The 23,022-nt window shown below is 47.0% G+C and carries 26 protein-coding genes and 1 riboswitch; of the genes, 20 read left to right on the top strand and 6 right to left on the bottom strand.

What is annotated here, in order from left to right; genetic code table 11:
- The first annotated feature begins 27 nt into the window (after positions 1–27).
- From sufB to AC0VYQ_RS11945, 7 genes are all read left to right on the top strand, one after another.
- Positions 28–1,425, top strand: coding sequence for a Fe-S cluster assembly protein SufB (gene sufB, locus AC0VYQ_RS11975; RefSeq protein WP_028105809.1), 1,398 nt, complete (start codon positions 28–30; stop codon positions 1,423–1,425).
- A 297-nt stretch (positions 1,426–1,722) separates the two neighbouring features.
- Positions 1,723–2,283, top strand: a complete 561-nt coding sequence (locus AC0VYQ_RS11970) for a dihydrofolate reductase family protein (protein ID WP_475403628.1) — start codon at positions 1,723–1,725, stop codon at positions 2,281–2,283.
- Between the two features lie 120 nt (positions 2,284–2,403).
- Positions 2,404–3,246, top strand: coding sequence for a DUF72 domain-containing protein (locus AC0VYQ_RS11965; RefSeq protein WP_159173439.1), 843 nt, complete (start codon positions 2,404–2,406; stop codon positions 3,244–3,246).
- 20 nt (positions 3,247–3,266) lie between these two features.
- Complete coding sequence (locus AC0VYQ_RS11960; protein ID WP_214892345.1) at positions 3,267–4,571, top strand: bifunctional metallophosphatase/5'-nucleotidase; 1,305 nt, start codon at positions 3,267–3,269, stop codon at positions 4,569–4,571.
- Positions 4,572–4,635: 64 nt separating this feature from the next.
- Positions 4,636–5,535 (top strand): lipoyl synthase, encoded by a 900-nt coding sequence (gene lipA, locus AC0VYQ_RS11955; protein WP_088837694.1) that lies wholly within the window; start codon positions 4,636–4,638, stop codon positions 5,533–5,535.
- 105 nt (positions 5,536–5,640) lie between these two features.
- Positions 5,641–6,009 (top strand): YutD family protein, encoded by a 369-nt coding sequence (locus AC0VYQ_RS11950; protein ID WP_029331264.1) that lies wholly within the window; start codon positions 5,641–5,643, stop codon positions 6,007–6,009.
- An 85-nt stretch (positions 6,010–6,094) separates the two neighbouring features.
- Positions 6,095–6,547, top strand: coding sequence for a general stress protein (locus AC0VYQ_RS11945; protein ID WP_214768795.1), 453 nt, complete (start codon positions 6,095–6,097; stop codon positions 6,545–6,547).
- A gap of 47 nt (positions 6,548–6,594) precedes the next feature.
- On the opposite strand, the gene AC0VYQ_RS11940 is transcribed toward AC0VYQ_RS11945, so the two are convergent.
- Positions 6,595–6,873, bottom strand: coding sequence for a DUF3055 domain-containing protein (locus AC0VYQ_RS11940; protein ID WP_088837691.1), 279 nt, complete (start codon positions 6,871–6,873; stop codon positions 6,595–6,597).
- 38 nt (positions 6,874–6,911) lie between these two features.
- Complete coding sequence (gene glpX / locus AC0VYQ_RS11935; protein WP_088837690.1) at positions 6,912–7,892, bottom strand: class II fructose-bisphosphatase; 981 nt, start codon at positions 7,890–7,892, stop codon at positions 6,912–6,914.
- Between the two features lie 155 nt (positions 7,893–8,047).
- On the opposite strand from glpX, the gene AC0VYQ_RS11930 reads away from it, so the two are divergent.
- Positions 8,048–8,491, top strand: coding sequence for a DUF86 domain-containing protein (locus tag AC0VYQ_RS11930; protein WP_088837689.1), 444 nt, complete (start codon positions 8,048–8,050; stop codon positions 8,489–8,491).
- Between the two features lie 6 nt (positions 8,492–8,497).
- Positions 8,498–9,262 (top strand): TIGR01457 family HAD-type hydrolase, encoded by a 765-nt coding sequence (locus AC0VYQ_RS11925; protein ID WP_088837688.1) that lies wholly within the window; start codon positions 8,498–8,500, stop codon positions 9,260–9,262.
- Between the two features lie 47 nt (positions 9,263–9,309).
- On the opposite strand, the gene AC0VYQ_RS11920 is transcribed toward AC0VYQ_RS11925, so the two are convergent.
- Positions 9,310–9,537, bottom strand: a complete 228-nt coding sequence (locus tag AC0VYQ_RS11920; protein WP_012371190.1) for a NifU family protein — start codon at positions 9,535–9,537, stop codon at positions 9,310–9,312.
- A 109-nt stretch (positions 9,538–9,646) separates the two neighbouring features.
- Between AC0VYQ_RS11920 and AC0VYQ_RS11915 the strand changes: the two genes are divergently transcribed.
- On the top strand, positions 9,647–9,949 hold the full coding sequence (locus AC0VYQ_RS11915) for a DUF1462 family protein (protein ID WP_475403627.1): 303 nt from the start codon (positions 9,647–9,649) through the stop codon (positions 9,947–9,949).
- A 356-nt stretch (positions 9,950–10,305) separates the two neighbouring features.
- Here AC0VYQ_RS11915 and AC0VYQ_RS11910 read toward each other — a convergent pair whose 3' ends face one another.
- Complete coding sequence (locus AC0VYQ_RS11910; RefSeq protein WP_088837685.1) at positions 10,306–11,358, bottom strand: NAD(P)/FAD-dependent oxidoreductase; 1,053 nt, start codon at positions 11,356–11,358, stop codon at positions 10,306–10,308.
- A 92-nt stretch (positions 11,359–11,450) separates the two neighbouring features.
- Between AC0VYQ_RS11910 and AC0VYQ_RS11905 the strand changes: the two genes are divergently transcribed.
- Positions 11,451–11,684, top strand: coding sequence for a YuzB family protein (locus AC0VYQ_RS11905; protein ID WP_475403626.1), 234 nt, complete (start codon positions 11,451–11,453; stop codon positions 11,682–11,684).
- Positions 11,685–11,748: 64 nt separating this feature from the next.
- On the opposite strand, the gene AC0VYQ_RS11900 is transcribed toward AC0VYQ_RS11905, so the two are convergent.
- Entirely contained in the window at positions 11,749–12,315 is a 567-nt protein-coding gene (locus AC0VYQ_RS11900) for an ECF transporter S component (protein WP_088837683.1), read from the bottom strand.
- Between the two features lie 157 nt (positions 12,316–12,472).
- Positions 12,473–12,612: riboswitch (FMN riboswitch) on the bottom strand.
- A 116-nt stretch (positions 12,613–12,728) separates the two neighbouring features.
- On the opposite strand from AC0VYQ_RS11900, the gene AC0VYQ_RS11895 reads away from it, so the two are divergent.
- The 4 genes from AC0VYQ_RS11895 to AC0VYQ_RS11880 all read left to right on the top strand — a co-directional run bounded on the left by AC0VYQ_RS11895 (position 12,729) and on the right by AC0VYQ_RS11880 (position 15,132).
- Positions 12,729–13,079: a HesB/IscA family protein gene (locus tag AC0VYQ_RS11895; protein WP_029331252.1), complete on the top strand. Its 351-nt coding sequence runs from the start codon at positions 12,729–12,731 to the stop codon at positions 13,077–13,079.
- Between the two features lie 124 nt (positions 13,080–13,203).
- Positions 13,204–14,070, top strand: coding sequence for an NAD-dependent epimerase/dehydratase family protein (locus AC0VYQ_RS11890; protein ID WP_088837682.1), 867 nt, complete (start codon positions 13,204–13,206; stop codon positions 14,068–14,070).
- The gene (locus tag AC0VYQ_RS11885) at positions 14,067–14,576 is read left to right on the top strand and encodes a GNAT family N-acetyltransferase (protein ID WP_475403625.1); all 510 of its coding nucleotides are present in this window, start codon (positions 14,067–14,069) and stop codon (positions 14,574–14,576) included. The genes AC0VYQ_RS11890 and AC0VYQ_RS11885 overlap by 4 nt, the downstream gene beginning before the upstream one ends.
- A 58-nt stretch (positions 14,577–14,634) precedes the next feature.
- Positions 14,635–15,132, top strand: a complete 498-nt coding sequence (locus AC0VYQ_RS11880; protein ID WP_475403624.1) for an N-acetyltransferase family protein — start codon at positions 14,635–14,637, stop codon at positions 15,130–15,132.
- 81 nt (positions 15,133–15,213) lie between these two features.
- On the opposite strand, the gene AC0VYQ_RS11875 is transcribed toward AC0VYQ_RS11880, so the two are convergent.
- The gene (locus tag AC0VYQ_RS11875; RefSeq protein WP_475403623.1) at positions 15,214–16,209 is read right to left on the bottom strand and encodes an NAD(P)/FAD-dependent oxidoreductase; all 996 of its coding nucleotides are present in this window, start codon (positions 16,207–16,209) and stop codon (positions 15,214–15,216) included.
- 243 nt (positions 16,210–16,452) lie between these two features.
- Here AC0VYQ_RS11875 and AC0VYQ_RS11870 point away from each other — a divergent pair, with 243 nt between their 5' ends.
- From AC0VYQ_RS11870 to ptsG (AC0VYQ_RS11850), 5 genes are all read left to right on the top strand, one after another.
- Positions 16,453–17,664 carry an NAD(P)/FAD-dependent oxidoreductase gene (locus AC0VYQ_RS11870; RefSeq protein WP_088837678.1) on the top strand — a complete coding sequence of 404 codons (1,212 nt, stop codon included), beginning with the start codon at positions 16,453–16,455 and terminating at the stop codon, positions 17,662–17,664.
- 84 nt (positions 17,665–17,748) lie between these two features.
- On the top strand, positions 17,749–18,066 hold the full coding sequence (locus tag AC0VYQ_RS11865) for a YuiB family protein (RefSeq protein ID WP_029331243.1): 318 nt from the start codon (positions 17,749–17,751) through the stop codon (positions 18,064–18,066).
- Positions 18,067–18,166: 100 nt separating this feature from the next.
- Positions 18,167–19,024 carry a glucose PTS transporter transcription antiterminator GlcT gene (gene glcT, locus AC0VYQ_RS11860; protein ID WP_029331241.1) on the top strand — a complete coding sequence of 286 codons (858 nt, stop codon included), beginning with the start codon at positions 18,167–18,169 and terminating at the stop codon, positions 19,022–19,024.
- A gap of 223 nt (positions 19,025–19,247) precedes the next feature.
- A complete protein-coding gene (ptsG, locus tag AC0VYQ_RS11855; RefSeq protein ID WP_475403622.1) occupies positions 19,248–20,771 on the top strand; it encodes a glucose-specific PTS transporter subunit IIBC in 1,524 nt (507 codons plus the stop codon).
- Between the two features lie 139 nt (positions 20,772–20,910).
- The gene (gene ptsG / locus AC0VYQ_RS11850) at positions 20,911–23,004 is read left to right on the top strand and encodes a glucose-specific PTS transporter subunit IIBC (RefSeq protein WP_475403621.1); all 2,094 of its coding nucleotides are present in this window, start codon (positions 20,911–20,913) and stop codon (positions 23,002–23,004) included.
- Positions 23,005–23,022: the final 18 nt, after the last annotated feature.

Genomic DNA, 23,022 nt, shown 5'->3' with positions numbered 1-23,022 from the left:
GTCAGTAAGTAAGAGGAGGAAATGAACATGGCTAAGAACATGCCTGAAATTGGCGATTATAAATATGGTTTCCACGATCGCGATATCTCGATCTTCCGTTCTGGACGTGGCTTGACGACAGAAGTCGTCGAAACGATCTCGAAAATGAAAGAAGAACCACAATGGATGCTCGACTTCCGTTTGAAATCGCTTAAGATTTTCAACGAACAAGCGATGCCAGCTTGGGGTGGCGATTTATCAGATCTTCGTTTTGACGATATCACGTATTACGTGAAGCCATCGGAACGTGCTGAAAAATCATGGGATGAAGTACCGGAAGAAATCAAACGTACGTTTGACAAACTCGGTATCCCGGAAGCAGAACAAAAGTACTTGGCAGGTGTTTCGGCACAGTACGAATCAGAAGTCGTTTACCACAACATGAAGAGTGAACTTGAAGATCAAGGGATCGTCTTCAAAGATACCGATACAGCACTCAAAGAGAACGAAGACTTGTTCCGTGAGTACTTCGGTAAATTGATTCCGCCGACAGACAACAAATTCGCTGCCCTTAACACAGCGGTTTGGTCGGGTGGTTCATTCATCTACGTACCAAAAGGCGTCAAGATGGATACGCCGCTTCAAGCCTACTTCCGGATCAACTCGGAAAACATGGGTCAATTCGAGCGGACGCTCATCATCGTTGACGAAGAAGCATCTGTGCACTACGTCGAAGGATGTACGGCACCGGTCTACACAACGAACTCGCTTCACTCGGCGGTCGTTGAGATCTTCATCAACAAAAACGCGTATTGCCGTTACACGACGATCCAAAACTGGGCAAACAACGTCTACAACCTCGTTACGAAACGTGCGATCTGTGAAGCCGGCGCGACGATGGAATGGGTCGATGGTAACATCGGTTCGAAATTGACGATGAAATACCCGGCCGTCATCTTAAAAGGTGAAGGATCACGTGGGATGACATTATCAATTGCCATCGCGGGTAAAGGGCAACACCAGGACGCGGGTGCGAAAATGATCCACCTTGCGCCAAACACGTCGTCAACGATTGTCTCGAAATCGATTTCTAAACATGGTGGGAAAGTTACGTATCGCGGAATCGTCCACTTCGGCCGTAAAGCGACCGGAGCGCGTTCGAACATCGAATGTGACACACTCATCATGGATAACCAATCGACGTCGGATACGATTCCGTACAACGAAATCCTCAACGATAACATCTCGCTTGAACACGAAGCGAAAGTATCGAAGGTCTCGGAAGAACAATTGTTCTACCTCATGAGCCGTGGGATTTCACAAGAAGAAGCAACAGAAATGATCGTCATGGGCTTCATCGAGCCATTCACAAAAGAATTGCCGATGGAATATGCGGTCGAAATGAACCGTCTCATCAAGTTCGAGATGGAAGGTTCGATCGGATAATCTAACTCCGAAAAAGAATTTTACACTCATCACGCGCTTTATCCGTTTTCCTTTAGGAATCGGGTGAGGCGCGTGATTTCGTTTAGATCAAAATCTGGTCTCGTACTTTTTTAGGCAAAGCAGGGGTGGACAAGAATAAGCTTCTTCCTTTTCCGTTGCGTTCCTCGGGCGAGGGGCAAGCCATTGCTCCTTATTCGAGCGGACAATCCGTCTGGCATACGGTCTTATATTGTTGATTGTTCTTTCCGACAACGGGTAGAGAGTAAGAAACAGTTCTCTCGAAAGGAAGGATGACCGATGCGACCGATTGTCTACTCATTTCAAGTATCGCTTGACGGCTATCTCGAAGATGGGCAAGGCTTACTCCCCTTTACACCTGACAAGGAACTCCATCGTTACTTCAATGACTACGAAAAACAGTTTGATACACATTTCTATGGACGGAAATTATATGAAATGATGCATCCGTTTTGGTCGAACGTAAGCGACACGGAAGAAGTCGCAGAAATTCGTGACTATGCACTGATTTGGACAGGAATCGAGAAGATTGTCTTCTCCCGGACATTGACGCACGTCGATGGGCATGCCCGACTTGCAACAGGGACGATTGAAGAAGAAGTCGAACGTTTACGGGGGATGCCCGGCAAACGGATATCCGTCGGTGGCGCAAATCTTGCTGCACAATTCATGCAACGTGACTTGATTGATGAATACCATGTTGTCGTCTATCCTGTCCTGCTCGGAGGCGGAAAACGGATGTTTGGACGACTCGACCAACCACTTGCTTTACGCCTCGTCGAACAACGGCACTTTGCTTCTTCCGGCTGTGTTGTCCTTCGATACGAACGAACACGCTGACGACAATCTTCGAGAAGAAGTTTTCGATTTAGCTGTGATATGATAAGAAAATAGACAGTGCAAAAAAGCCTGCGTCAAAAAAAGCGATAGGTCTTTTTTGTCGTAAGGAGGGATAAGCGGATGATTTATGTCGGCGTGACCGGTTGGGGGGATCATGATAGCCTCTATCCGACACCGCAAGACCGAAAAGAAAAACTGGCTGCCTACGCGGGACATTTTCCGGCAGTCGAAGTCGATTCGACGTTTTATGCGATTCAACCGGAACGGAACTATCAAAAATGGGTCGCAGAAACACCGGACGCCTTTCGCTTCATCGTCAAAGTACACCGGGCGATGAGCGGGCACGATCGGGACAACAAAGATCCGCTCGGTCCGATTTTCGAACAATATATCGCGTCAATTGAGCCGATGCGAAAGAGCGGGAAGATTGCTGCGATTCTCGTCCAACTGCCACCTTGGTTCGACGTTAGTAAAGTTCACCTTGAATACTTGCAAACTGTTCGTAAATCGCTTGCGGGACTCCCGGTTGCGATTGAATTCAGAAATCCGTCCTGGTACTCCGACGAATATCGGGAACGGACACTTCGTTTTTTAGCAGAGCATCAGTTCATTCATACGATTTGTGATGAGCCGCAGACAGAAGACGGTTCCGTCCCGTTTGTTCCTGTCGTCACGCAAGAAACAGCGTTCGTCCGCTTGCATGGTCGGAACAAAAACGGCTGGCTGAAAAAGCCGGGACAAAGCAGTGACGACTGGCGGAAGGTCCGTTGTTTATACCGGTACTCGGAAGAAGAATTACAAGAATTAGCAGAACATGTCCGGACGCTTGCAGGACAAGCGAAAGACGTGTATGTTTTCTTTAATAACAATTCAGCAGGCGATGCCGCGCCGAATGCGAAACGTCTGATTGAGATCCTTAATCTCGATTATGAACTCGCTCCCCGGCAAATCTCGTTGTTTTAATTTTAGAGGAGGCTTTGAGCGTGAAGTTACACGTCATCCATTATAATGATCTTCATTCACACTTTGATATGTGGCCTCGCTATATGTCGTTCATCAAGGAACACCGGACGTACGACTCCCTTGTCTTTGATTTAGGGGATCATGCAGACCGTGTCGCACCGGCGACGGAAGCGACGCAAGGAAAAATCAATACCCATCTCTTAAATGAGTTAGCACCGACTGCCGTGACGATCGGAAACAATGAAGGAATCACGTTTCCCCATGACTGGCTTGCGGCACTCTATACAGAAGCGACGTTCCCTGTACTCGTCTCGAATATGACAGCACCGTTCGCGAAGTCTGGCATGATTCAGGAACTTCCGACCGGTAACGTCGGAGTCTTTGGTCTGACGGCCCCTTACTATGAACTGTATGAGTTGCTTGGGTGGACAATCGAAGACCCGTTCGAAGCAGCAGCGCGTGAAATCGAGTCGCTTCGCGGACAGGTCGACGTCCTGATTTGTTTGAGTCACCTTGGATTTTATCAGGATGAGGAACTGGCAGAACGGTTCCCGGAGCTTGATTTAATCATCGGAGCCCATACGCATCATGTCTTAGACGATGGTGTCGTCAAGAATGGTGTCTTGATTGCTCAAGCCGGTAAGCACGGTCAATACGCAGGTGAGATTTATCTCAACACGGATACCGGTGAAAAAGAAGCCGTCTTGCACCCGCTCCACGACTATGCGGCGGATGAAGCGAGTTCCGGATTACTCGACCGGGAACAATATGCGGCTGAAAAAGTGATGAAACAACCGATTGGCAGGACATCAGGTCTAGCGAATGACTGGTTTAGTCCGTCACCGTTCTCCCAACTGTTAGCAGAGACGATGCAGGACTGGTGTAAAGCAGATATTGCTTGTGTCCCGGCTGGTATGTTGCTCGGTTCGCTATCTCCGGGTCCTGTCTCTTCCTTCGACCTGCACCGGTTATGTCCGCATCCCATCAATCCGTGTAATGTCACGATGACAGGACGGCAACTGATGACGTTCATGGAAGAAGTCGAAACGAATCAGTTTGAACAGTTAAAAGTCCGTGGACTCGGGTTTCGCGGGAAATTGATGGGGAAAATGCATTACGCAGGACGTGACTCCGTTTTAGCCACACTGGACGAGTCGGCGCACTACACGGTCGCGATGCCAGACATGTTTACGTTTGGACCTCTCTTCCCAGCAATCAAAGACATGCCGAAACAGTATTTCATGCCGGAGCTTTTACGAGATTTGCTATTTAACCGGCTATCGGAGAAGTCAGAATTCACTGAATTGCATGCCCCTAAACGATAATTGTTTGGTATACTGAAACAGAAAATAAATGACTTTTTTGGGGGATGAAGGGGGAAGTGTATTTATGGCTAGAGGAGAGATTCAACGGAAACCAGAATGGCTAAAAATCAAGTTGAACACGAACGAGACCTACACAGAGCTTAAGAGTATGATGCGAGAAAAAAAGCTACATACTGTCTGTGAGGAAGCGAAGTGTCCGAACATCCATGAGTGCTGGGCCGTTCGCCGGACGGCGACGTTTATGATTCTTGGAAGTATCTGTACACGGGCATGCCGTTTTTGTGCTGTGACGACAGGACGTCCGAATGAACTCGATTTAGAAGAGCCGACACGTGTCGCAGAATCGGTTCGTCTGATGAACTTGAAACATGCAGTCATCACGGCAGTAGCACGTGACGACCTGAATGACTTCGGGGCAGGAGTTTACGCCGAAACGGTCCGTGAAGTACGACGGATGAACCCGGAGACATCGATTGAAGTCTTGCCATCTGATATGGGTGGAAACTTTGATGCGCTCCAAACCTTGATTGAAGCGAAACCGGACATCATGAACCATAACATCGAGACGGTTCGACGCTTGACACCGACGGTCCGTGCAAAAGCAACGTATGACCGGACACTCGAATTCCTTCGCCGTTCAAAAGAGCTTGCTCCCGAAATCCCGACGAAATCAAGTTTGATGTTAGGACTTGGTGAAACGTGGGAAGAGATTTTACAGACGATGGATGATCTTCGTGCGAACGACGTCGATATCATGACAATCGGTCAGTATCTTCAACCGACGAAAAAACACCTGGATGTCATCAAATACTATACACCACAAGAATTTGCTGAACTAAAACAAATTGCGCTTGGCAAAGGCTTCTCACACTGTGAAGCCGGTCCACTCGTCCGCTCTTCTTATCATGCGGATGAACAAGTCAACGCAGCGAAAAAGAATAAAGCTGCTTTACCAATCGATTGAGTAAATGAAACCGTCTCAGTAGCCGACTGGGACGGTTTTTCGTCTGCGCGGAGATTCGTTTTCAGAAATGAATATGCTATGATAATAGGAGCAGGGGGTGGAAAAATGATACAAGTCAATCGCGAACGATATGAAATCGTCGAAGAAAAGCGTGAAGGTTTCAATGAGGAAGCTTTCATCGGACGATTCAGTGATGTCCTCGAAAAATATGATTACATCGTCGGAGATTGGGGGCACGGTCAACTTCGACTACGTGGCTTCTATAATGACGATCACATCAAGGCGACGTTTGATACGAAGATTTCGCATGTTGCGGATTATTTATATGAATACTGTAATTTCGGCTGTGCTTATTTCATCGTCAAGCGGATGGAGCCGGTAGAAGGAGAAGAAGCACCACCTCGCTTCGACGGATCTTCGGCCAATACGTTGAAGCTTAAACGTAAATTTTCTCCGACTGAAGAAGCACAGTAATCAAAAAGACATATTTAAAAGCGTTTCTGATGGGCTGATTTCGGCTATTACTATAAGTATCACGTACCTATAGGGGGAACCATCCATGAGAATCGTCGGGATTTATAAAACTGTGCCAGAAATCGTTAGTGCTGTTCATGATTTGCGTGTCGCCGGAGTCATTTCAACGGACTTAAAAGTCGTTGCCCATGACCGCTATGACTTAGATCAAATCGAAGACATGGCAGATTTGCATAATCACCAGACGTCAACGAAGCTGTCGCAAGAAGAGCATATGAACCTATGGCATGAGATCAAAGGGATCTTCAAAAAGAAAGAAGCTGCTTCGACGACGCATACAGATGTGTTGCAAGCGAGTGGCTTAAGTAAAGAAGATGTCGACCGTGCAAACAAAGCAGTCGAAGACCATCAATTCGTCTTGCTCGTCGGGGACGAGGCAGATCAGCATTCAGAGCGTAAAGCTCATGATGATTCAGACAATACGAATGTGTTCAGTGGACCGAATACACTGAATGAACGCAATGATCGTCTCATCTAAAATGCTTAAAAAGCAGCTCCATCCTTCACGGATGGAGCTGCTTTTTTTCATGTGAGACCAATGTATTCACTTAAATACCGTTCGAGTTCATCAGCTGCGTCTTCCTCGAGGTCGAAGGCATGAGCGATATAACCCGGTTCGTCAAAATCATCGGCACCGATGATTGCGAAGCGGTTCGAGAGTAAATTCAGCACTAAAATCTTTCCGAAAAAATGTTCCGAGTGCGTGATTGCTAAATCGAACCGGCTCGTTTCACCAATCCAGCAAATAAACCGTGTTTTCGTCTGTTCGACATCATCATATAAAAAATCGCGTTCTTCCATCATGACGTGTAAAGTCCCTCATTTCCTAGTCTCTTTTCAGATTAAAGGGTTTGGGGAACATTTTGCAAGTACGGTTTGCGCGACAGACTGTGTTCCGCGATGACTTTACGGATGGTCCGTGTTTTTGAGCGCATGACGAGCGACGTCGTCTCTACGATATCGTCCGTGATGAACTTGACCCCGTCGAGCATTTCACCGGTCGTGACACCTGTCGCCGCGAAGATACAATCGTCGCTCTTGATTAAGTCGTCGAGCGTCAACAATTGTAACGGATCAGCAAGTCCCATCCGAATGACACGGGCTGTCTCTTCGTCATCCATCGGGTGTAAGCGTGCCTGCATGTCGCCACCCATTGCTTTGACAGCAGCAGCGGTAATGACGCCTTCCGGTGCACCGCCCGTTCCGATGAAGATGTCGATGCCTGTTGCCGGTGAAAGGGGGGCGATTCCGGCAGAAACATCGCCGTCCTCGAATAACCGGACGCGGGCGCCCATCCGCATAGCGGCTTCACGGAAGTGGTCGTGACGGGGGCGGTCTTGCATGATGACCGTTACGTCTTCAATCCGTTTGTTGTTCAGTTCAGCTGCCTTTTCAATGATGACTTCGAGTGGATCGTCGAGCGAGACATGTCCTTTTAAGTTCGGACCGACCGTTAATTTATCCATGTACATATCAGGAGCATGCAAGAGTGCGCCTTGGTCTGCGACAGCGATGACGACCATGGCGTTACCGAGTCCTTTTGCGACGATGTTCGTGCCTTCGAGCGGATCGACTGCGATGTCGACGATCGGACCATTTGTCGTGCCGAGTTGTTCGCCGATGAACAGCATTGGTGCTTCATCGAGTTCACCTTCTCCGATGACGACTGTTCCTGTCATATTGACCGTATTCAAGACTTCACGCATCGCTGTCGTTGCGGCATCATCTGCCTCGTTCTTTTTCCCGCGACCAATCCATTTTGCAGATGCGAGGGCAGCAGCCTCTGTTGCGCGGACGATTTCTAATGCAAGTTCCCGTTCCATGTATAAATAACCTCCAAGTCACTTAATGTGACATACTATTTTGGGTAAAAATCTAAATTGAGGATAACACATTGAGGAATGTGATGCAAATGGCGTTTCTGCTTTTCATGGACCGCCGATAGGTCTAAAATGGAAGATGTGAGGGGGAATGCTAGATGTATTTCGTGAATCGGGAAAAGATTGAACAAACGGTGATTTGTTTCGAGACAGCGCTTCGTCAAAGCAAAGAGTTAACGGGGGATGCGGTGACGACAGCTTTAGCGTTGGAACGGATCGGGTTTTTAGTCATCGAAAGTATCATTGATATCGGAAATAGTATGATTGATGGTTTCATCATGCGTGATCCGGGAAGTTATGAAGATATCGTATTGATTTTAGAAGACGAGCGGGTGATTGACGCAGAACTCGCGACGAGCTTAAAACGAATCGTCGCACTGCGGACACCGATCGTCCGTGAGTTTACGAAGTCGAGTACAGCAGAAGTCCGGACGGTCTTGAGCGAAGAAGAAATAGAGCTTCGTCGATTTCCGTCCGCGGTCCGTCAATACTTAGAGACAGAACTCGGACCCGTCTCGGCATTTTTACCAAACGAGGAGTGAGTCAGGATGAAAGCGAAAGGTTATTTATTCGATTTAGATGGCACGATGTATAACGGAACAGAACCTGTTCAAGAAGCCGTTGATTTTGTCAATCGCTTGCAAGCAGAAGGCGTGCCGTACCTGTTCGTCACGAACAATGCATCGATGACAGCAGAGGCAGTCGCTGAAAAACTACGCGGCATGGGCGTTCATTCCGATGCAGGACATGTCTTAACGAGTGCGATGGCGACAGGTCGCTACATCGCAGAACTCGACCCAGGTGCAAACGTCTATGCGATCGGTGAACACGGGTTGCTCGATGCCTTAGAACAACAAGGACTTCAAGTCGTTGCCGATGAGCATGCGGATTACGTCGTCATCGGACTCGATCGTCAAATCACGTATGAGAAGTTAGCGATCGGTGCACTGGCGATTCGGGCAGGAGCACGATTCATCTCGACGAACGGCGATATCGCAATTCCGACAGAACGCGGCTTCTTACCAGGAAACGGTGCCTTGACGTCGGTTTTACGCGTGACGACAGAAAAAGAGCCGTTCTACATCGGAAAACCGGAACCGGTCATGGTCAACATCGCTGCTGAAATGATTGGTCTTGCGAAGGAAGATGTCATCATGGTTGGTGACAACTACCATACGGATATCTTATTCGGAATCAATGGTGGGATTCGGACGATGCATGTCAACTCGGGTGTCCATACGCCTGTCTTTATTCAAGGGCAGGATGTTCAGCCGACGTACATGGTCGATTCGCTTGCCGAGTGGATTTTATAACCATAAAAAACCCCCGACGACGGATGTCATCGGGGGTTTTTTTCGAATTAGAAGACTTGTTCTACTTCAACGACGCCAGCTACTTCTTCAAGCAGGGCACGTTCGATACCAGCCTTCAATGTGATTGTCGAACTTGGGCAACTGCCGCAAGCTCCCATCAAACGAAGTTTAACGATACCATCTTCAACATCTACGAGCTCAACGTCTCCTCCATCACGAAGAAGGAACGGACGCAATTTTTCGAGGACTTCATTCACTTGATCAAACATTTCCATGCGTAAACACATCCTTTCTTATAAATTCATTGTAACAGGGTTGAAAAATGTTCTCAATCTGGAAAACTTGTATACTGAGAAAGAGTAAACGGAAGAAGGGGGATATCTGATGGAAATCAAGGTATATGGGGCAGCTGTGACGTGTCCGAGCTGTGTCGGGGCACCGAGTTCGGAAGAGACGTTCAGCTGGTTACAGGCTGTACTTGGACGAAAATATGAAACGGAGTTAACATTTGTTTATGTCGATTTTGAACAGACGACGACACGTGACAGTTGGGTGGATGCTTTAAAAGACGACGAATATTTTTACCCACTCGTCTTACTCGATGGCGAAATGATTGACGAAGGGTATGTTCAACTGAAAAAAGTCACGCGTGCGATTGATTTGAAATTGAATCAGGCTGCGCAGTAAACTTCATTGACGTTTAAAAATCCCCAAAGTACCTAAGCGGACTTTGGGGGTTTCAGCGTGTAGACAAAGTAGTATGGGGTGATCAAAGCTTGTTTCTTCTTCGTTGCTTTCCTCGGGCGAGGCGCAAGCCGTTGCTCCTTGATCCTGACGGACAACGAGCAGGGTCTTGCCTGCCTCTCGGCAGCGCGCAACAACGCGCTTTTACCCGCAGGAGTCAACGAAATGAAAAGCTTTTTAGGCCGGTGTAAGAAAAGGTGAGGAGAAAGCAGAGGCATGTAAGCCTCTTTACTCTACATAAGAGGTGTATACAGCCTAAAATCCCCAAAGCGCCTAAACGGACTTTGGGGATTTTGCGTTTATTTAATCTTTTTATGTTTCCATAAGACACCTGATTTTAGGAGGCGTGGCACTTTTCCCGTCAGGGCCTGTTTGCCCATGACGATTCCGAATCCGTCTGATTTCCCAAGTGACCCGAGCATGCCGCGTAATTTGATTTCCGGTAATTTCGGAAGTTTTTTTCCGGCCCATTTCGCTTCAAGGACATCAACGACTTGATCCGCTTGATGCTCTGCGAGCTGTCCGCTTGGTGCATACGGAAGGCTCGCGCAATCACCGATGACGAACAAGTTATCGTATTCCGGAACGTGATGATGCTCCGCTAGTTTAATCCGTCCACCGCTATCTGCTTCAAATCCGAGGTCACGGACAACTTTGACGGGTTGCGTTCCGGCTGTCCAAATCGTTAAGTTCGTCGGATAGACGTCCTCACCGTTGCGGACATCATCTGCTGTGACGAGGGTGACGTTCGAATTGTTGATGACATCGACGTCATGCTCCTCGAACCATTCCTGAACGTAAGAGGATACTTTATCAGATAAGAACGATAGGACAGATGGACCACGATCGAATAAACGAATCTTCAAGTCCTTGCGACTTTCGTGGAGTTCACTTGCTAGTTCAACACCCGAGAGACCGGCACCGACAATCGAGACCGTCGCGCCTGGCGACAGTCCACAAATCGCTTGATGCGTTTTGCGTGACTCTTCGAGTGTCTGAATGCTATAAGTAAACTCTTGAGCACCCGGTATGTTATGGTATTTATCTTCGCAACCTAATGCGATGATGAGATCGTCATAAAAAAGTTCTGTCCCGTCTTGCAAGAACACAGAATTCGTCTCTGGCGAGATGTTAACGACATGTCCATATTTATATGTGAGATGTTTCCCCTCCGGAAATTCAATCCGGACATCACGATCGGATAATGTACCTGCTGCAAGAGCGTAATACTCGGTCTTTAGTGCGTGATACGGCAATCGATCGACAAGCGTCACGGCGACCTCTTCATCCTTGAAGCGTTCACAAATTCGCATTCCGCCATATCCGCCACCTAAAACGACTAGTTGCTTCATAACTTAAAATCCCCCTTAGTTCCCCTAAATCAGTCTGACCTTGTATAATACGACAAGAGGAAGGTAAATTCCTGCTTAAAGGAGGAAAAAAAGTGAATCCCATTATTGAATTTTGTATCAGTAACTTAGCGGCAGGGGCACAAGTCGTCATGTCACAACTCGAACGCGACCCGAATGTCGATGTCGTCGAGTATGGTTGTCTTGGCTACTGCGGCATCTGCTCGCTTGATCATTTTTGTCTTGTTGACGGCCAGACCGTCATCGGAGAGACACCGGAAGAACTGTTAGAAAACATCTACGCTAAAATCGAAGAAAATGAACTCTAAAAAAATCCCCCACCTCAAATGAAGTGGGGGATTTTGTCGGTCGGTCGGCGGGCGCGCCTAGGACTTATGCAGCTTGTTGACGACGGTTGATCCAAGGTTTTAATTTTAAGAACAGCGGAATGAAGAGTGCTGAGATGAAGAGGGCCTTGATGATGTTGAACGGCAAGATACCAGCGATGATCGTTGTCCATTTGACAGCCGGATCAAGCATGTAGTCCATCCCGAAGAACCAAGCATATGCCGGGAGGATCAAAACATAGTTGAGAATCGCAAGTCCAAGTGCCATGGTAATTGTTCCTGCGACTAAGCCGGTTGCAAGACCTTGCGTTGATTTCTTTTTATGGTAGAACCAGCTGACAGGAAGAATGAAAGCAACACCCGCTGCAAAGTTTGCAAGTTCGCCGACCGGAACACCGCTTCCGCGGAAAATATAATAGAGAACGTTCTTCAATGCTTCGACGATTACACCCGCTACCGGTGAGAACATGATAGCAGCAATCAACGCCGGGACATCACTGAAGTCGATTTTTAAATAGTTCGGTAAAAAGGGTAGTGGGAAGTTGAGTAACATAAGAACAAATGAAATTGAACCTAACATTGAGAGTGTGACCATTTTTTGAGTGCGTTTCATACGAGTAAAATCTCCTTTTTTTCGTTCCTCTCGATGAAGTATTGGCATGACTGCGTCCAAAATAAACCCCCGTTGAATAAGATTCAACAGGGGAGAAGTCCGCAATAAAATAAGCCTATCCGAAATGTGCAAAATCGGAATAAGTCTATATACATGCCGCCATCTTCTCCCATCCAGACTATACTGTCGGCTCCTGAGTCACACAGAATCAGCAAATAGCGCCCTATTCGCTCGCGGGCTTCAGACAAAAGTCTGTTTACCGCCGGTCGGGAATTTCACCCTGCCCTGAAGATGGAACGATTTAATTTTTTTGATACAATTCATTTATACAACGAATTCAAGATAGTTTCAAGCAACTAGGTTTCGAATCTACGTAAAGTTGCGTATACTATAGAAAAAGGGAAGGTGATTACATGATCCAATTAACAGAAGCAGCTGCTCTTCAAGTCAAAGAGATGATGCAACAAGCGCCGGACGATGAAAGAAATCTCCGCATGCTCGTTCAAGGTGGCGGATGCAGTGGTCTCTCCTACGGAATGGGTTTCGATAGCCAAAAGGAGACGGACCTGACATTTGAGCAACATGGTGTCAATGTCATCGTCAATGAAAAAGACTATCCGGTCGTCAAAGGATTAGAAATTGACTATAAACAATCGATGCTCGGTGGCGGATTCACAATCACGAATCCGAATGCAATCGCGACATGCGGCTGCGGGACATCATTCAGAACAGCGACGAACGCCGGGACACCCGGTGGTTGCTAACTCACAACGTGGACCTCAGAGTCCGCGTTTTTTTGTTTTTTCGTGCGATACAGGATTTTAAGAATCGGGTAGAGAAGACAGTAAGGCAACGGAATGAGTACGTCATCATTAAGGAGGACTATCGATGCGAAAAGTGTTGATTTTTGGTGGGACACGTTATTTTGGAAGACGCCTGGCATTACGACTCGCTGACGCCGGCGATGATGTGACGCTCGTCACACGGGGGGAACATACGCCACCTGTCGCGAAGGGCTTGACATTCTTTAAAGGGGACCGGACGTCAAGTAGTACGATGAAAGATTTAGGGAGTCAAAACTGGGATATCATCTACGACAATATTTGTTTTAATCCATATCAAGCAAAACTTGCCGTCGATGCATTCGAAGGAAAGGTCGGACGCTACATCTTAACGTCGACGATGTCCGTCTATGACGGGGGAGGAGCAAATCTTTCAGAGCGGGATTTCAATCCGTTTCCCGGGAAATATGACTTGGAACAGGAACATGATTACGGGGAAGGAAAGCGCCAAGCAGAAAGTTATTTCTTTCAACGGGCGACATTTCCTGTTATCGCCGTTCGCTTCCCGGTCGTCTTAGGACCGGATGATTACACGGAACGTCTCGTCTTCCATGTGAAACGTGCGCTCGCAGGGACTCCTGTGGTTGCTGAAAATCTTTATGCGAAGATGGGATATATCTCAAGCTATGAAGCGGCCTCGTTCCTTGAATGGTGTGGTCGTTCGACGATGACAGGACCGATCAATGCAGCGAGTGACGGGGTGTTATCGATTCAAGATTTGATGGATAAGATTGACCGTGTCGCAGGAACGGAATCAACGTTCGCGACGACGGGCGACGATGAATCACCACTGGCGCCGGAACGTGATTTCTATATGGATACGTCAGCAGCGAAAAAAGCCGGCTATTTATTCCAACACGTCGACGAGTGGCTCGATCGACTCATTGAAGAGGAGGTACGAAATCACAAATGATTACGTTAGTAAAACCGTCCGTCCATCTCGAAACGGAGTATTTAGACTTTCTGGCAGAATGGGAACAATCCGGGGAACCGATTGTCCCGAGTGTCGTCAGCAAAACGTTTTTACCCCTCGCTGACTTTTTAGAGGAGCAGGAACAAGAGGCATTGACGGCTCCAGAGAACTGGGTGACGCACTCGACGTATTGGTTTTACGACGGGAAACAAATCGTCGGTGCTGTGAACTTCCGTCATGACTTAAACGATGGTTTAAAACAAATCGGGGGTCATATCGGATACGGGATTCGGCCGAGCGCCCGGAAGCGCGGTTACGCGACAGAAGGTCTGCGTCAAGCACTTGAAGTCGCAAAAGAACGTGGACTAGAATCGGTCTTGATTACGTGCAGTGCAGACAACATCGCGTCCGGTCGCGTGATTGAGGCGAACGGCGGTCAAGAACTGGAGTCATTTATGAAAGAAGACGGTTCACGTGTACGACGATTCAATGTCCAGCTGTCTTAACATCATTCTAATCATCCTACTCTGATTAGGATGATTTTTAATTTGAGGGAGGATAGTTATGCAGATACGCCAAGCGACAGTAGACGACGCTGAAGCAATCGCGAACGTCCATGTTTCAGCGTGGCAAGAGACGTACCGCGGCATCATTCCTGACGACTACCTCGATCAGTTGTCGACAGAAAAGCGTGCCGCTGCATGGCGGGAATTGTTAGTTGGTGGACTTGTTTTTGTTGCTGTCGACGCAAAAGGTTTGATTGGTTTTGCCCACGGCAAGCAAAATCAAACAGAATCGACGGAAGGCGAACTGTCAGCGATCTATTTGTTGCGTTCGTATCAAGGGCGCGGAATCGGTCGCGCCTTAGTCAACCGTGTCGTCCGTCAGTTGGAGGAACATGGTGTTACGTCACTCATCATTGCCGTGCTCGCGGATAATCCGGCCTGCCACTTTTATGAACGACTCGGAGGTATCCGTGTTTCCGAATGTGTGATTGAACGCGGTGGGAAAGAGCTAGAGGAATATGTATACCAAGTTGCTTTACCGATTGTTGCTTCATAAAGAAGAACACAGATTTTTTTAGGAACCGCAAAAAAGAAGCGTTCCTTCGATTTACACCGAGGAAACGCTTCTTCATGTCCATTAATGATTTTTTACTTTTTCGAACAGGCTGGTCGAGTGTTGTGGATGACGGGCGGACGGATCGACGAGTAGTTTCGCTTGATTGACAGCAATCGGTGCTTCACCGAAGCCGGTCGCAATCAATTTGACACGACCTTCGTACGTCGCGATGTCACCACAGGCAAAGATGCCGGGGATCGCCGTCTCCATTTTCGAATTGACGCGAATCGAATTGCGTTCAAACTCGACTTCCCATTCTTTTAACGGGCCGAGCGACGAAACGAAACCGAAGTTGCAGACGACGTCATCTGCCCCGACGACGATGACTTCTTCCGTTTCCGCATGTTTGAACGTCAGAGTTTCGATACTCTCTTCACCGGTAACGGATTCGAGCGTATACGGTGTCATGACATTGACGGATGAGTTGTGGAGCAGTTCGACTGAATGTTCATGTGCACGGAACTTATCGCGACGGTGAACGAGCGTGACGGATTTCGCGATCGGCTCAAGCATCAATGACCAGTCGACAGCGGAATCGCCACCACCGAGTAAGACGACTTGACGATCTTTGAAGCGATCCATTTCATTGACGAAATAGTGCAAGTTACTCGTTTCGAAACGTTCGGCATCGGCAACACCAAGTGGACGGGCGGCGAACGAGCCGTTACCTGCCGTCAAGATGACGGTCTTCGTGAAGTGTTCTCCCTTGTTCGTCACGAGGCGGATGATTCCGTCTTCGAGGCGCTCGTAGGCGACGACCGTTTCGCCGAGGACATACGTCGGGTCAAACTCATTTGCTTGTTCAAGCAAACGATCGACTAAATCCTGAGCTTTGACTTTCGGGAAGCCGGCAATATCATATATATATTTCTCGGGATAAAGCGTCGCCAGTTGCCCACCGAGTTGGGGGAGACTTTCGATGACTTTCGTCTTCATCTGACGCATCCCTGAATAAAACGCGGTGAACAATCCGACTGGACCGCCCCCGATAATCGTGACATCATATGGTTGGTACATCTGATTCCCTCCTATAGTTGGATACTCCTATTATATAGGTAGGAGGGGCGGGTGTTGCAAGTACGGGAAATCTTACATTTTTTTCAGCATTTCTAGAATTTTCTTTTGCAATCCGTCAGAAAAAGTGTTTCAATAGGCTTATAGACATGTGAACATTATTTGAACAAAGTTTTTGAGCATTTATTTGTAATTGAATGTGAAGAAAATCACAACAAAACTACCATTCGTAAGGAGTATCAGAACATGAACACACCTAACATTGTTATTCTTGGAGCCGGCTACGGTGGATTGATCACAGCAGTCAACCTTCAAAAGAAACTTGGCGTCGATCAAGCCAACATCACATTGATCAACAAACACGACTATCATTACCAAACTACTTGGTTACATGAACCTGCGGCAGGTACGATGTCAGCAGAACAAGCGCGCATCTATATCAATGATGTCATCAATCCTTCACGCGTCAAACTCGTTAAAGGGATTGTTGAAAAAGTCGATACGGCAAGCAACACAGTGAAACTTCAAGACGGTGGAGCTGTTCCTTACGATTACGTCGTCGTTGCACTCGGTGGCGTTCCAGAGACTTTCGGAATCAAAGGATTGAAAGAGAACGCTCTAACGATCAGCTCATTGAACAGTGTCCGGAAAATCAAAGAACACATCGACTATTCATTTGCAGAATACAAAACGACTGGTTCAACGGATCGTTCACTTCTGACGATCGTCGTCGGTGGAGCTGGATTTACAGGAATCGAGTTCATGGGTGAGCTCGTCAACCGGATTCCAGAGCTTTGTAAACAATACGATATCCCACGCGAACTCGTGCGTGTCGTCAACATCGAGGCAGCTCCGACTGTCCTTCCTGGATTTGATGCGGATCTCGTCAACTACGCACACAAATGGCTTGAGCGCCAAGGGATCGAGTTCAAACTCGGTAACGGCATCAAGGAATGTGGTCCTGGAACGGTTACGTTTGGTCCACTCCAAGGTGATACAACAGAAACGATTGAAGCGAACACAATCATTTGGACAGGTGGCGTCAGTGGGAACCCGGTCGTTGCGGCATCAGGTTTCGAAGCAATGCGTAACCGTGTTGTCGTTGAGGAAGATCTTCGTGTCCCTGGACATGACAATGTCTTCATGATTGGTGACTGTTCAGCAGTCATGGACCCAAGTTCAAACCGTCCATACCCGCCAACAGCACAAATCGCGACACAACAAGCGCATAAAGTCGCTGAAAACATTTCAGCACTCATCGGTGGACGTGAAACATCTACGTTCACATATGAAAATAAAGGAACAGTCGCATCACTTGGTCATAAAGATGGGATCGGTATGGTCTTCGGTAAGAAGATTTATGGTCGTAACGCATCATTCATGAAAAAAGTCATCGACAACAAACATTTCCTTGAACTGAAGAAAATTGGTCTTGCGATCAAAAAAGGTAAATTCTAAGTTCACCTTTTAGGCAAATGTACACTCGTGCATTTGCCTTTTTTGTCGGTTATACTAGACGAAGAGATTTAAAGGGGGAACATTATGCATATTATCCAAGCCGTGATCGGGAGTGTACTTTATCTCGTCATGTTCTTTAGTATTGGTTTTATCTTAAACATGTTGTTACGTAGCACATGGATTATGCTCGTCTTATATCCGGTCATCATCATCATGATGATTGATAATCAGTCGACGCTTGAATATTTTACGAATGCGAAAAAAGCAATTCCAGCGTTAGGTGATCGAATCATGGGTTTGCAGACAGCGGACGTTACGATGTTTGCGGCAGGACTTGCCGGTATCATCATTGCCGGAATGTCGATTCGTTTCCTGCGTAAAAGTGGTTACCAAATGTTTTAAAGCCTACTTGAGTAAGTAGGCTTTTTTAGTGCGTGGAAACACGTTATAATAAAAACAGTGTCTTTAAAAAATGTGTAAGAGCAGATAGGGTTGAGAGCGAATGGATAAACAAATGTACCACGTTATCAAAGTCTTGAATAATAATGTCGTCATTTGTTCGACTGGTGCAAATCAGGAAGTCATTATCCTCGCAAAAGGGATTGGCTTCGGACGGAAGCCAGGCGATCAACTGACGGATCTTGAAAAATTAGAAAAAGTCTATACCTTGAAGGATAAAGAAGAGCAAGACCAATATAAAGCACTCGTCGGGCATTTAGATGAAAATTTCGTCGCCTTGATGAATGATATCGTCTCGATGATTGAAACGCGGTTCGGTAAGCGCGTTGATGAACATATCCATATCGGACTGACGGATCATTTGACGTTTACGTTCAAGCGGCTCGAACAAGGGATGGAGGTCACGAATCCCTTTTTAGCGGAAACGGAAGCTTTGTATCCGGAAGAATATGCGCTTGCTGAGGAAATCGTTGAATTTATCAGTGCCGAGATGAATTTTTATCTTCCGCCGGCAGAAACAGGATTCATCGCACTCCATATTCATTCGGCGACGAACTTTAAAGATGTGCTCGAAGTCAATCGTCATCATCAACTCGTCGGATTAATTGCGAGTCATATCGAGCAACGGCTAGAAATTAAAATCGATCGAAAATCGTTGGATTATAAGCGTTTAATTCGCCATCTCCGCTCGGCGATTGAAAGGGTTTCCAATGGGGAGTACCTAGAGGCGCCAGAAAAAGTAGAAAAGCTATTGCGTGAAGAATATCCCCTGTGCTATGATACTGCTTGGGAGCTGATGTCCATCATGGAACGTCAGTTGAAGAAAGCGGTACCGCGCGGTGAGGCGACGTATCTTACGATGCATCTGCAACGCTTAGTGCAGTACGATTTAGGTAAATGACCGCACGGACTACGTGTTACTGATACGATCAGGCATGAGTGGGAAGTCGGACAAAATGGTTTATTTCCGTTAGATTCATTTCGCGGGATAAGTGTATTTTGTTCTACAATCCGCTCGTGCCTGATTTTTTTCTGTAAAAATCGGTCGGATGTCTGACTTTTTTCAACCTGTCATTGGTATTATTCATTATTCCTAGATTTTAGATTAAGAGGAGGAAACACACATGTTCAAACAGATTTTCGCTGTTCTTCAACGTGTCGGTAAAGCGTTAATGCTTCCTGTTGCGATTTTGCCAGCTGCCGGGATCTTACTTGGATTCGGTAACGCGATGCAAAATCCGAACTTGACGTCAAAACTCGAGTTCTTAAAAAATGATGCGATCATCAAGGTTGCAAAATTGATGGAAGCAGCCGGGGATATCATCTTCGGTAACTTAGCACTCTTATTCGCGGTCGGTGTCGCGATTGGTTTAGCAGGGGACGGCGCAGCCGGACTTGCAGCAATCGTCGGATTCTTGATCATGAACAAAACAATGAGTGTTTGGCTCGGCGTTACACCAGAAATGGTCGCAAACGGTCAAGGGTACGCAAACGTACTTGGTATTCCAACACTTCAAACAGGTGTCTTCGGTGGTATCATCATCGGTTTACTCGCAGCCTGGGCTTACGGTAAGTATCACAATCTTGAATTGCCGCAGTTCCTCGGATTCTTCGCAGGTAAACGTTTCGTTCCAATCGTTACAGCAGTCGTTTCATTGTTCGCAGGTCTTGTACTTGTCTTCGTATGGCCATTCGCTCAAGACGGGTTGAACACATTCTCTCACTTCATGATGGAGAAAAACCCGACGCTTGCAGCATTCGTCTTCGGTCTCATTGAGCGTTCATTGATTCCGTTTGGTCTTCACCATATCTTCTACGCACCGTTCTGGTTCGAATTCGGTTCGTACACGAACGCAGCAGGAGATGTTGTCCGTGGTGACCAAGCAATCTTCTTCGCACAGTTAAAAGATAACGTTGAATTAACAGCTGGTACGTTCATGACTGGTAAATTCCCGTTCATGATGTTCGGTCTTCCAGCAGCAGCACTTGCGATGTACCATGAAGCACGCCCAGAGCGTCGCGCAGTCGTTGGTGGTCTTCTTGGATCAGCAGCACTTACAGCTTTCTTAACAGGTATCACAGAGCCAATCGAATTCGCATTCTTATTCGTTGCTCCAATCTTGTTCGCAGTACACGCAGTTTTCGCAGGTCTTTCATTCATGACAATGCAACTCTTGAACGTTAAAATCGGGATGACATTCTCTGGTGGATTGATTGACTTCCTTCTCTTCGGTGTCCTTCCAGGACGTACGCAGTGGTGGCTCGTCATCGTCGTCGGTCTTGTTCTTGCAGTCGTTTACTACGTTGGATTCCGTTTCGCAATCCGCAAGTTCAACTTGAAAACACCAGGTCGTGAAGATGAAGTACAAGAAACTTCATTGGCTCAAGGTTCTGAGCTCGCAGCGGGTATCCTTGACGCACTCGGTTCTGAATCAAACATCAAACACCTTGACGCATGTATCACACGTCTTCGTGTTGAAGTTCTCGACAAGTCGAAAGTCGACAAAAACGAATTGAAAAAACTTGGAGCCGCTGGTGTCCTTGAAGTGGGTAACAACGTTCAAGCGATCTACGGACCAAAATCAGATAACATCAAATCTGAGATCCAAGCCGTCATCAATTCACGTAAACAAGAAAAATCAGTTTAAGTCTTTAAGTAAAGTGAGTCTTCCGAAATCGGGAGGCTCATTTTTTTGTGTTTCAAATAATTGTTGTGATTAGTTTTGCGGGAGAAAGATTCAGGGTATGAACTAAATAGTCTGGTCAAAAAAAGGAGGGAAATCACTGATGTGGAAAAATGTATTCGGAGTGTTGCAACGGATTGGTAAAGCATTGATGTTACCAGTTGCCATCTTGCCGGCAGCGGGGCTTCTACTGGCGTTTGGTACGGCGTTTCAAAACCCGAACCTGACGCAGTATCTGCCTTTTCTCGAAAATGATTCGCTCGTCGTCATCTGGCGTGTCATGCAAGACGCAGGGGATATCATCTTTGCGAACTTAGGATTACTGTTTGCCGTCGGGGTTGCGATTGGTCTTGCGAATGGGGAAGGGGTCGCAGGGCTTGCTGCAATCGTCGGATTCTTGATTATGAACAAGGTTATCAGTTCATTCCTACAAATCACACCGGAAAAAGTTTCGGAAGCGCAACAATCAAGTGACTTATCGTACGCAACTGTATTAGGGATACCGACCTTACAAATGGGGGTATTCGGAGGGATCATAGCGGGGTTAATTGCCGCATATAGCTATAATAAATTCTTTAAAATCAAACTACCGGACTTTCTTGGATTCTTCGCCGGTAAACGGTTCGTACCGATTGCAACAGCGCTATTCAGTTTAGTCGCTGGTTTTGCACTGTCCTTCATCTGGCCGCCGATCGGGAGTGGGATTAACACGTTTTCGAAAACAATCATCGAGTCAAATGAAACGTTATCAGCCTTCATCTTTGGATTAGTCGAACGGTCACTCATTCCATTCGGTCTTCACCATATTTGGTATTCAAGTTTTTGGTTCCAATTTGGTGAGTATACGGATAAAGCAGGCACGGTTATCAACGGGGACCAGCGAATTTTCTTCGCTCAGTTAAAAGATGGTGTTCCGTTCACGGCCGGGACGTATATGACCGGGAAATATCCGTTCATGATGTTCGGACTTCCGGCAGCTTGTCTCGCGATGTATCATACGGTTGCGAAAGATCGTCGTAAAGCAGTTGAAGGACTCTACTTCTCTGCTGCTTTAACATCGTTCCTGACAGGGATCACGGAACCAGTCGAGTTTTCATTCGTGTTCGTGGCACCGTTATTGTTTGCAGTCCACGCTGTTTTTGCAGGATTGTCATTTATGATCATGGACATCTTGAACGTTAAAATCGGGATGACCTTCTCAGGTGGATTGATTGACTACACCTTATTCGGAATCTTACCGAACAGGACCGCCTGGTGGCTCGTTATACCGGTTGGTTTAGTCTTCGCCGTCATTTATTACTTCGGATTCCGTTTTGTTATCACGAAGTTTGATTTAAAAATTCCAGGACGTGAAGCAATTAAGGAAGGGGCGGCAACAGCTGGTGCGACGGCTGGTGAGCTCCCATATGAGATTCTGCAAGCGTTTGGTGGACCATCGAATATCAAACACCTCGATGCGTGTATCACACGTCTGCGGATTACCGTTAATGATAAATCGGGTGTCAACAAGGATCGTCTGAAAGAACTTGGCGCAGCCGGTGTATTAGAAGTTGGCGATAATGTCCAAGCCATCTTCGGTCCGAAATCAGATGGCATCAAGACGGAAATGGCAGAAATCATGAATGATCCGAATTACCAACCACCTGAAAAACCTGAAGCGGACCCGATTCCACAAGTTCCAACGGGAGCTGAATCACGTGGTGAAGATCGGGAAGACTTAGCAGGATCAGGTGGAGAGTATGTACCAAGTGACGGATACGTCTCGCCGCTGAGCGGAACGATTCGTTCGCTTGATGATGTACCAGATCAAGTCTTCTCTGGCCGGATGATGGGGGACGGGTATGCAATCGAACCAACTGAAGGTTATGTTGTTTCTCCAGTGTCCGGTGAAATCACGACCTTCTTCCCAACGAAACACGCGATTGGAATCCTGGCCGATAATGGTGATGAGATTTTAATTCACATCGGGATCGATACGGTGTCGCTCGAAGGAAAAGGTTTTGAAGCACTCGCGAAAGCGGGAGATCGAGTTGAGCCAGGAACACCACTGCTGAACGTCGATCTCGAACAAATTCGCCCGCTTGTGCCGTCACTCTTAACGCCGATCATTGTCACGAACAGTGGTGACCGGAAAGTAACGGTTGATATTGGCCGGACGGTTGAAGCAGGAGAGAAAGTCACGTATGAGATTAAATGACGTCATTTAAAAAATAAT

This window comes from Exiguobacterium sp. QJM3NY_9 (genome assembly GCF_056173545.1).
Note: the sequence above shows the minus strand (reverse complement) of the source record. Positions and strands in the feature narration are given on the sequence as shown.

Coding starts and splice junctions, on each gene's coding strand:
- sufB (WP_028105809.1), top strand. CDS start 28: ATGGCTAAGAACATGCCTGAAATTGGCGATTATAAATATGGTTTCCAC.
- AC0VYQ_RS11970 (WP_475403628.1), top strand. CDS start 1,723: ATGCGACCGATTGTCTACTCATTTCAAGTATCGCTTGACGGCTATCTC.
- AC0VYQ_RS11965 (WP_159173439.1), top strand. CDS start 2,404: ATGATTTATGTCGGCGTGACCGGTTGGGGGGATCATGATAGCCTCTAT.
- lipA (WP_088837694.1), top strand. CDS start 4,636: ATGGCTAGAGGAGAGATTCAACGGAAACCAGAATGGCTAAAAATCAAG.
- AC0VYQ_RS11950 (WP_029331264.1), top strand. CDS start 5,641: ATGATACAAGTCAATCGCGAACGATATGAAATCGTCGAAGAAAAGCGT.
- AC0VYQ_RS11945 (WP_214768795.1), top strand. CDS start 6,095: ATGAGAATCGTCGGGATTTATAAAACTGTGCCAGAAATCGTTAGTGCT.
- AC0VYQ_RS11940 (WP_088837691.1), bottom strand. CDS start 6,873: ATGATGGAAGAACGCGATTTTTTATATGATGATGTCGAACAGACGAAA.
- glpX (WP_088837690.1), bottom strand. CDS start 7,892: ATGGAACGGGAACTTGCATTAGAAATCGTCCGCGCAACAGAGGCTGCT.
- AC0VYQ_RS11930 (WP_088837689.1), top strand. CDS start 8,048: ATGTATTTCGTGAATCGGGAAAAGATTGAACAAACGGTGATTTGTTTC.
- AC0VYQ_RS11925 (WP_088837688.1), top strand. CDS start 8,498: ATGAAAGCGAAAGGTTATTTATTCGATTTAGATGGCACGATGTATAAC.
- AC0VYQ_RS11920 (WP_012371190.1), bottom strand. CDS start 9,537: ATGGAAATGTTTGATCAAGTGAATGAAGTCCTCGAAAAATTGCGTCCG.
- AC0VYQ_RS11915 (WP_475403627.1), top strand. CDS start 9,647: ATGGAAATCAAGGTATATGGGGCAGCTGTGACGTGTCCGAGCTGTGTC.
- AC0VYQ_RS11910 (WP_088837685.1), bottom strand. CDS start 11,358: ATGAAGCAACTAGTCGTTTTAGGTGGCGGATATGGCGGAATGCGAATT.
- AC0VYQ_RS11900 (WP_088837683.1), bottom strand. CDS start 12,315: ATGAAACGCACTCAAAAAATGGTCACACTCTCAATGTTAGGTTCAATT.
- AC0VYQ_RS11895 (WP_029331252.1), top strand. CDS start 12,729: ATGATCCAATTAACAGAAGCAGCTGCTCTTCAAGTCAAAGAGATGATG.
- AC0VYQ_RS11890 (WP_088837682.1), top strand. CDS start 13,204: ATGCGAAAAGTGTTGATTTTTGGTGGGACACGTTATTTTGGAAGACGC.
- AC0VYQ_RS11885 (WP_475403625.1), top strand. CDS start 14,067: ATGATTACGTTAGTAAAACCGTCCGTCCATCTCGAAACGGAGTATTTA.
- AC0VYQ_RS11880 (WP_475403624.1), top strand. CDS start 14,635: ATGCAGATACGCCAAGCGACAGTAGACGACGCTGAAGCAATCGCGAAC.
- AC0VYQ_RS11875 (WP_475403623.1), bottom strand. CDS start 16,209: ATGTACCAACCATATGATGTCACGATTATCGGGGGCGGTCCAGTCGGA.
- AC0VYQ_RS11870 (WP_088837678.1), top strand. CDS start 16,453: ATGAACACACCTAACATTGTTATTCTTGGAGCCGGCTACGGTGGATTG.
- AC0VYQ_RS11865 (WP_029331243.1), top strand. CDS start 17,749: ATGCATATTATCCAAGCCGTGATCGGGAGTGTACTTTATCTCGTCATG.
- glcT (WP_029331241.1), top strand. CDS start 18,167: ATGGATAAACAAATGTACCACGTTATCAAAGTCTTGAATAATAATGTC.
- ptsG (WP_475403622.1), top strand. CDS start 19,248: ATGTTCAAACAGATTTTCGCTGTTCTTCAACGTGTCGGTAAAGCGTTA.
- ptsG (WP_475403621.1), top strand. CDS start 20,911: ATGTGGAAAAATGTATTCGGAGTGTTGCAACGGATTGGTAAAGCATTG.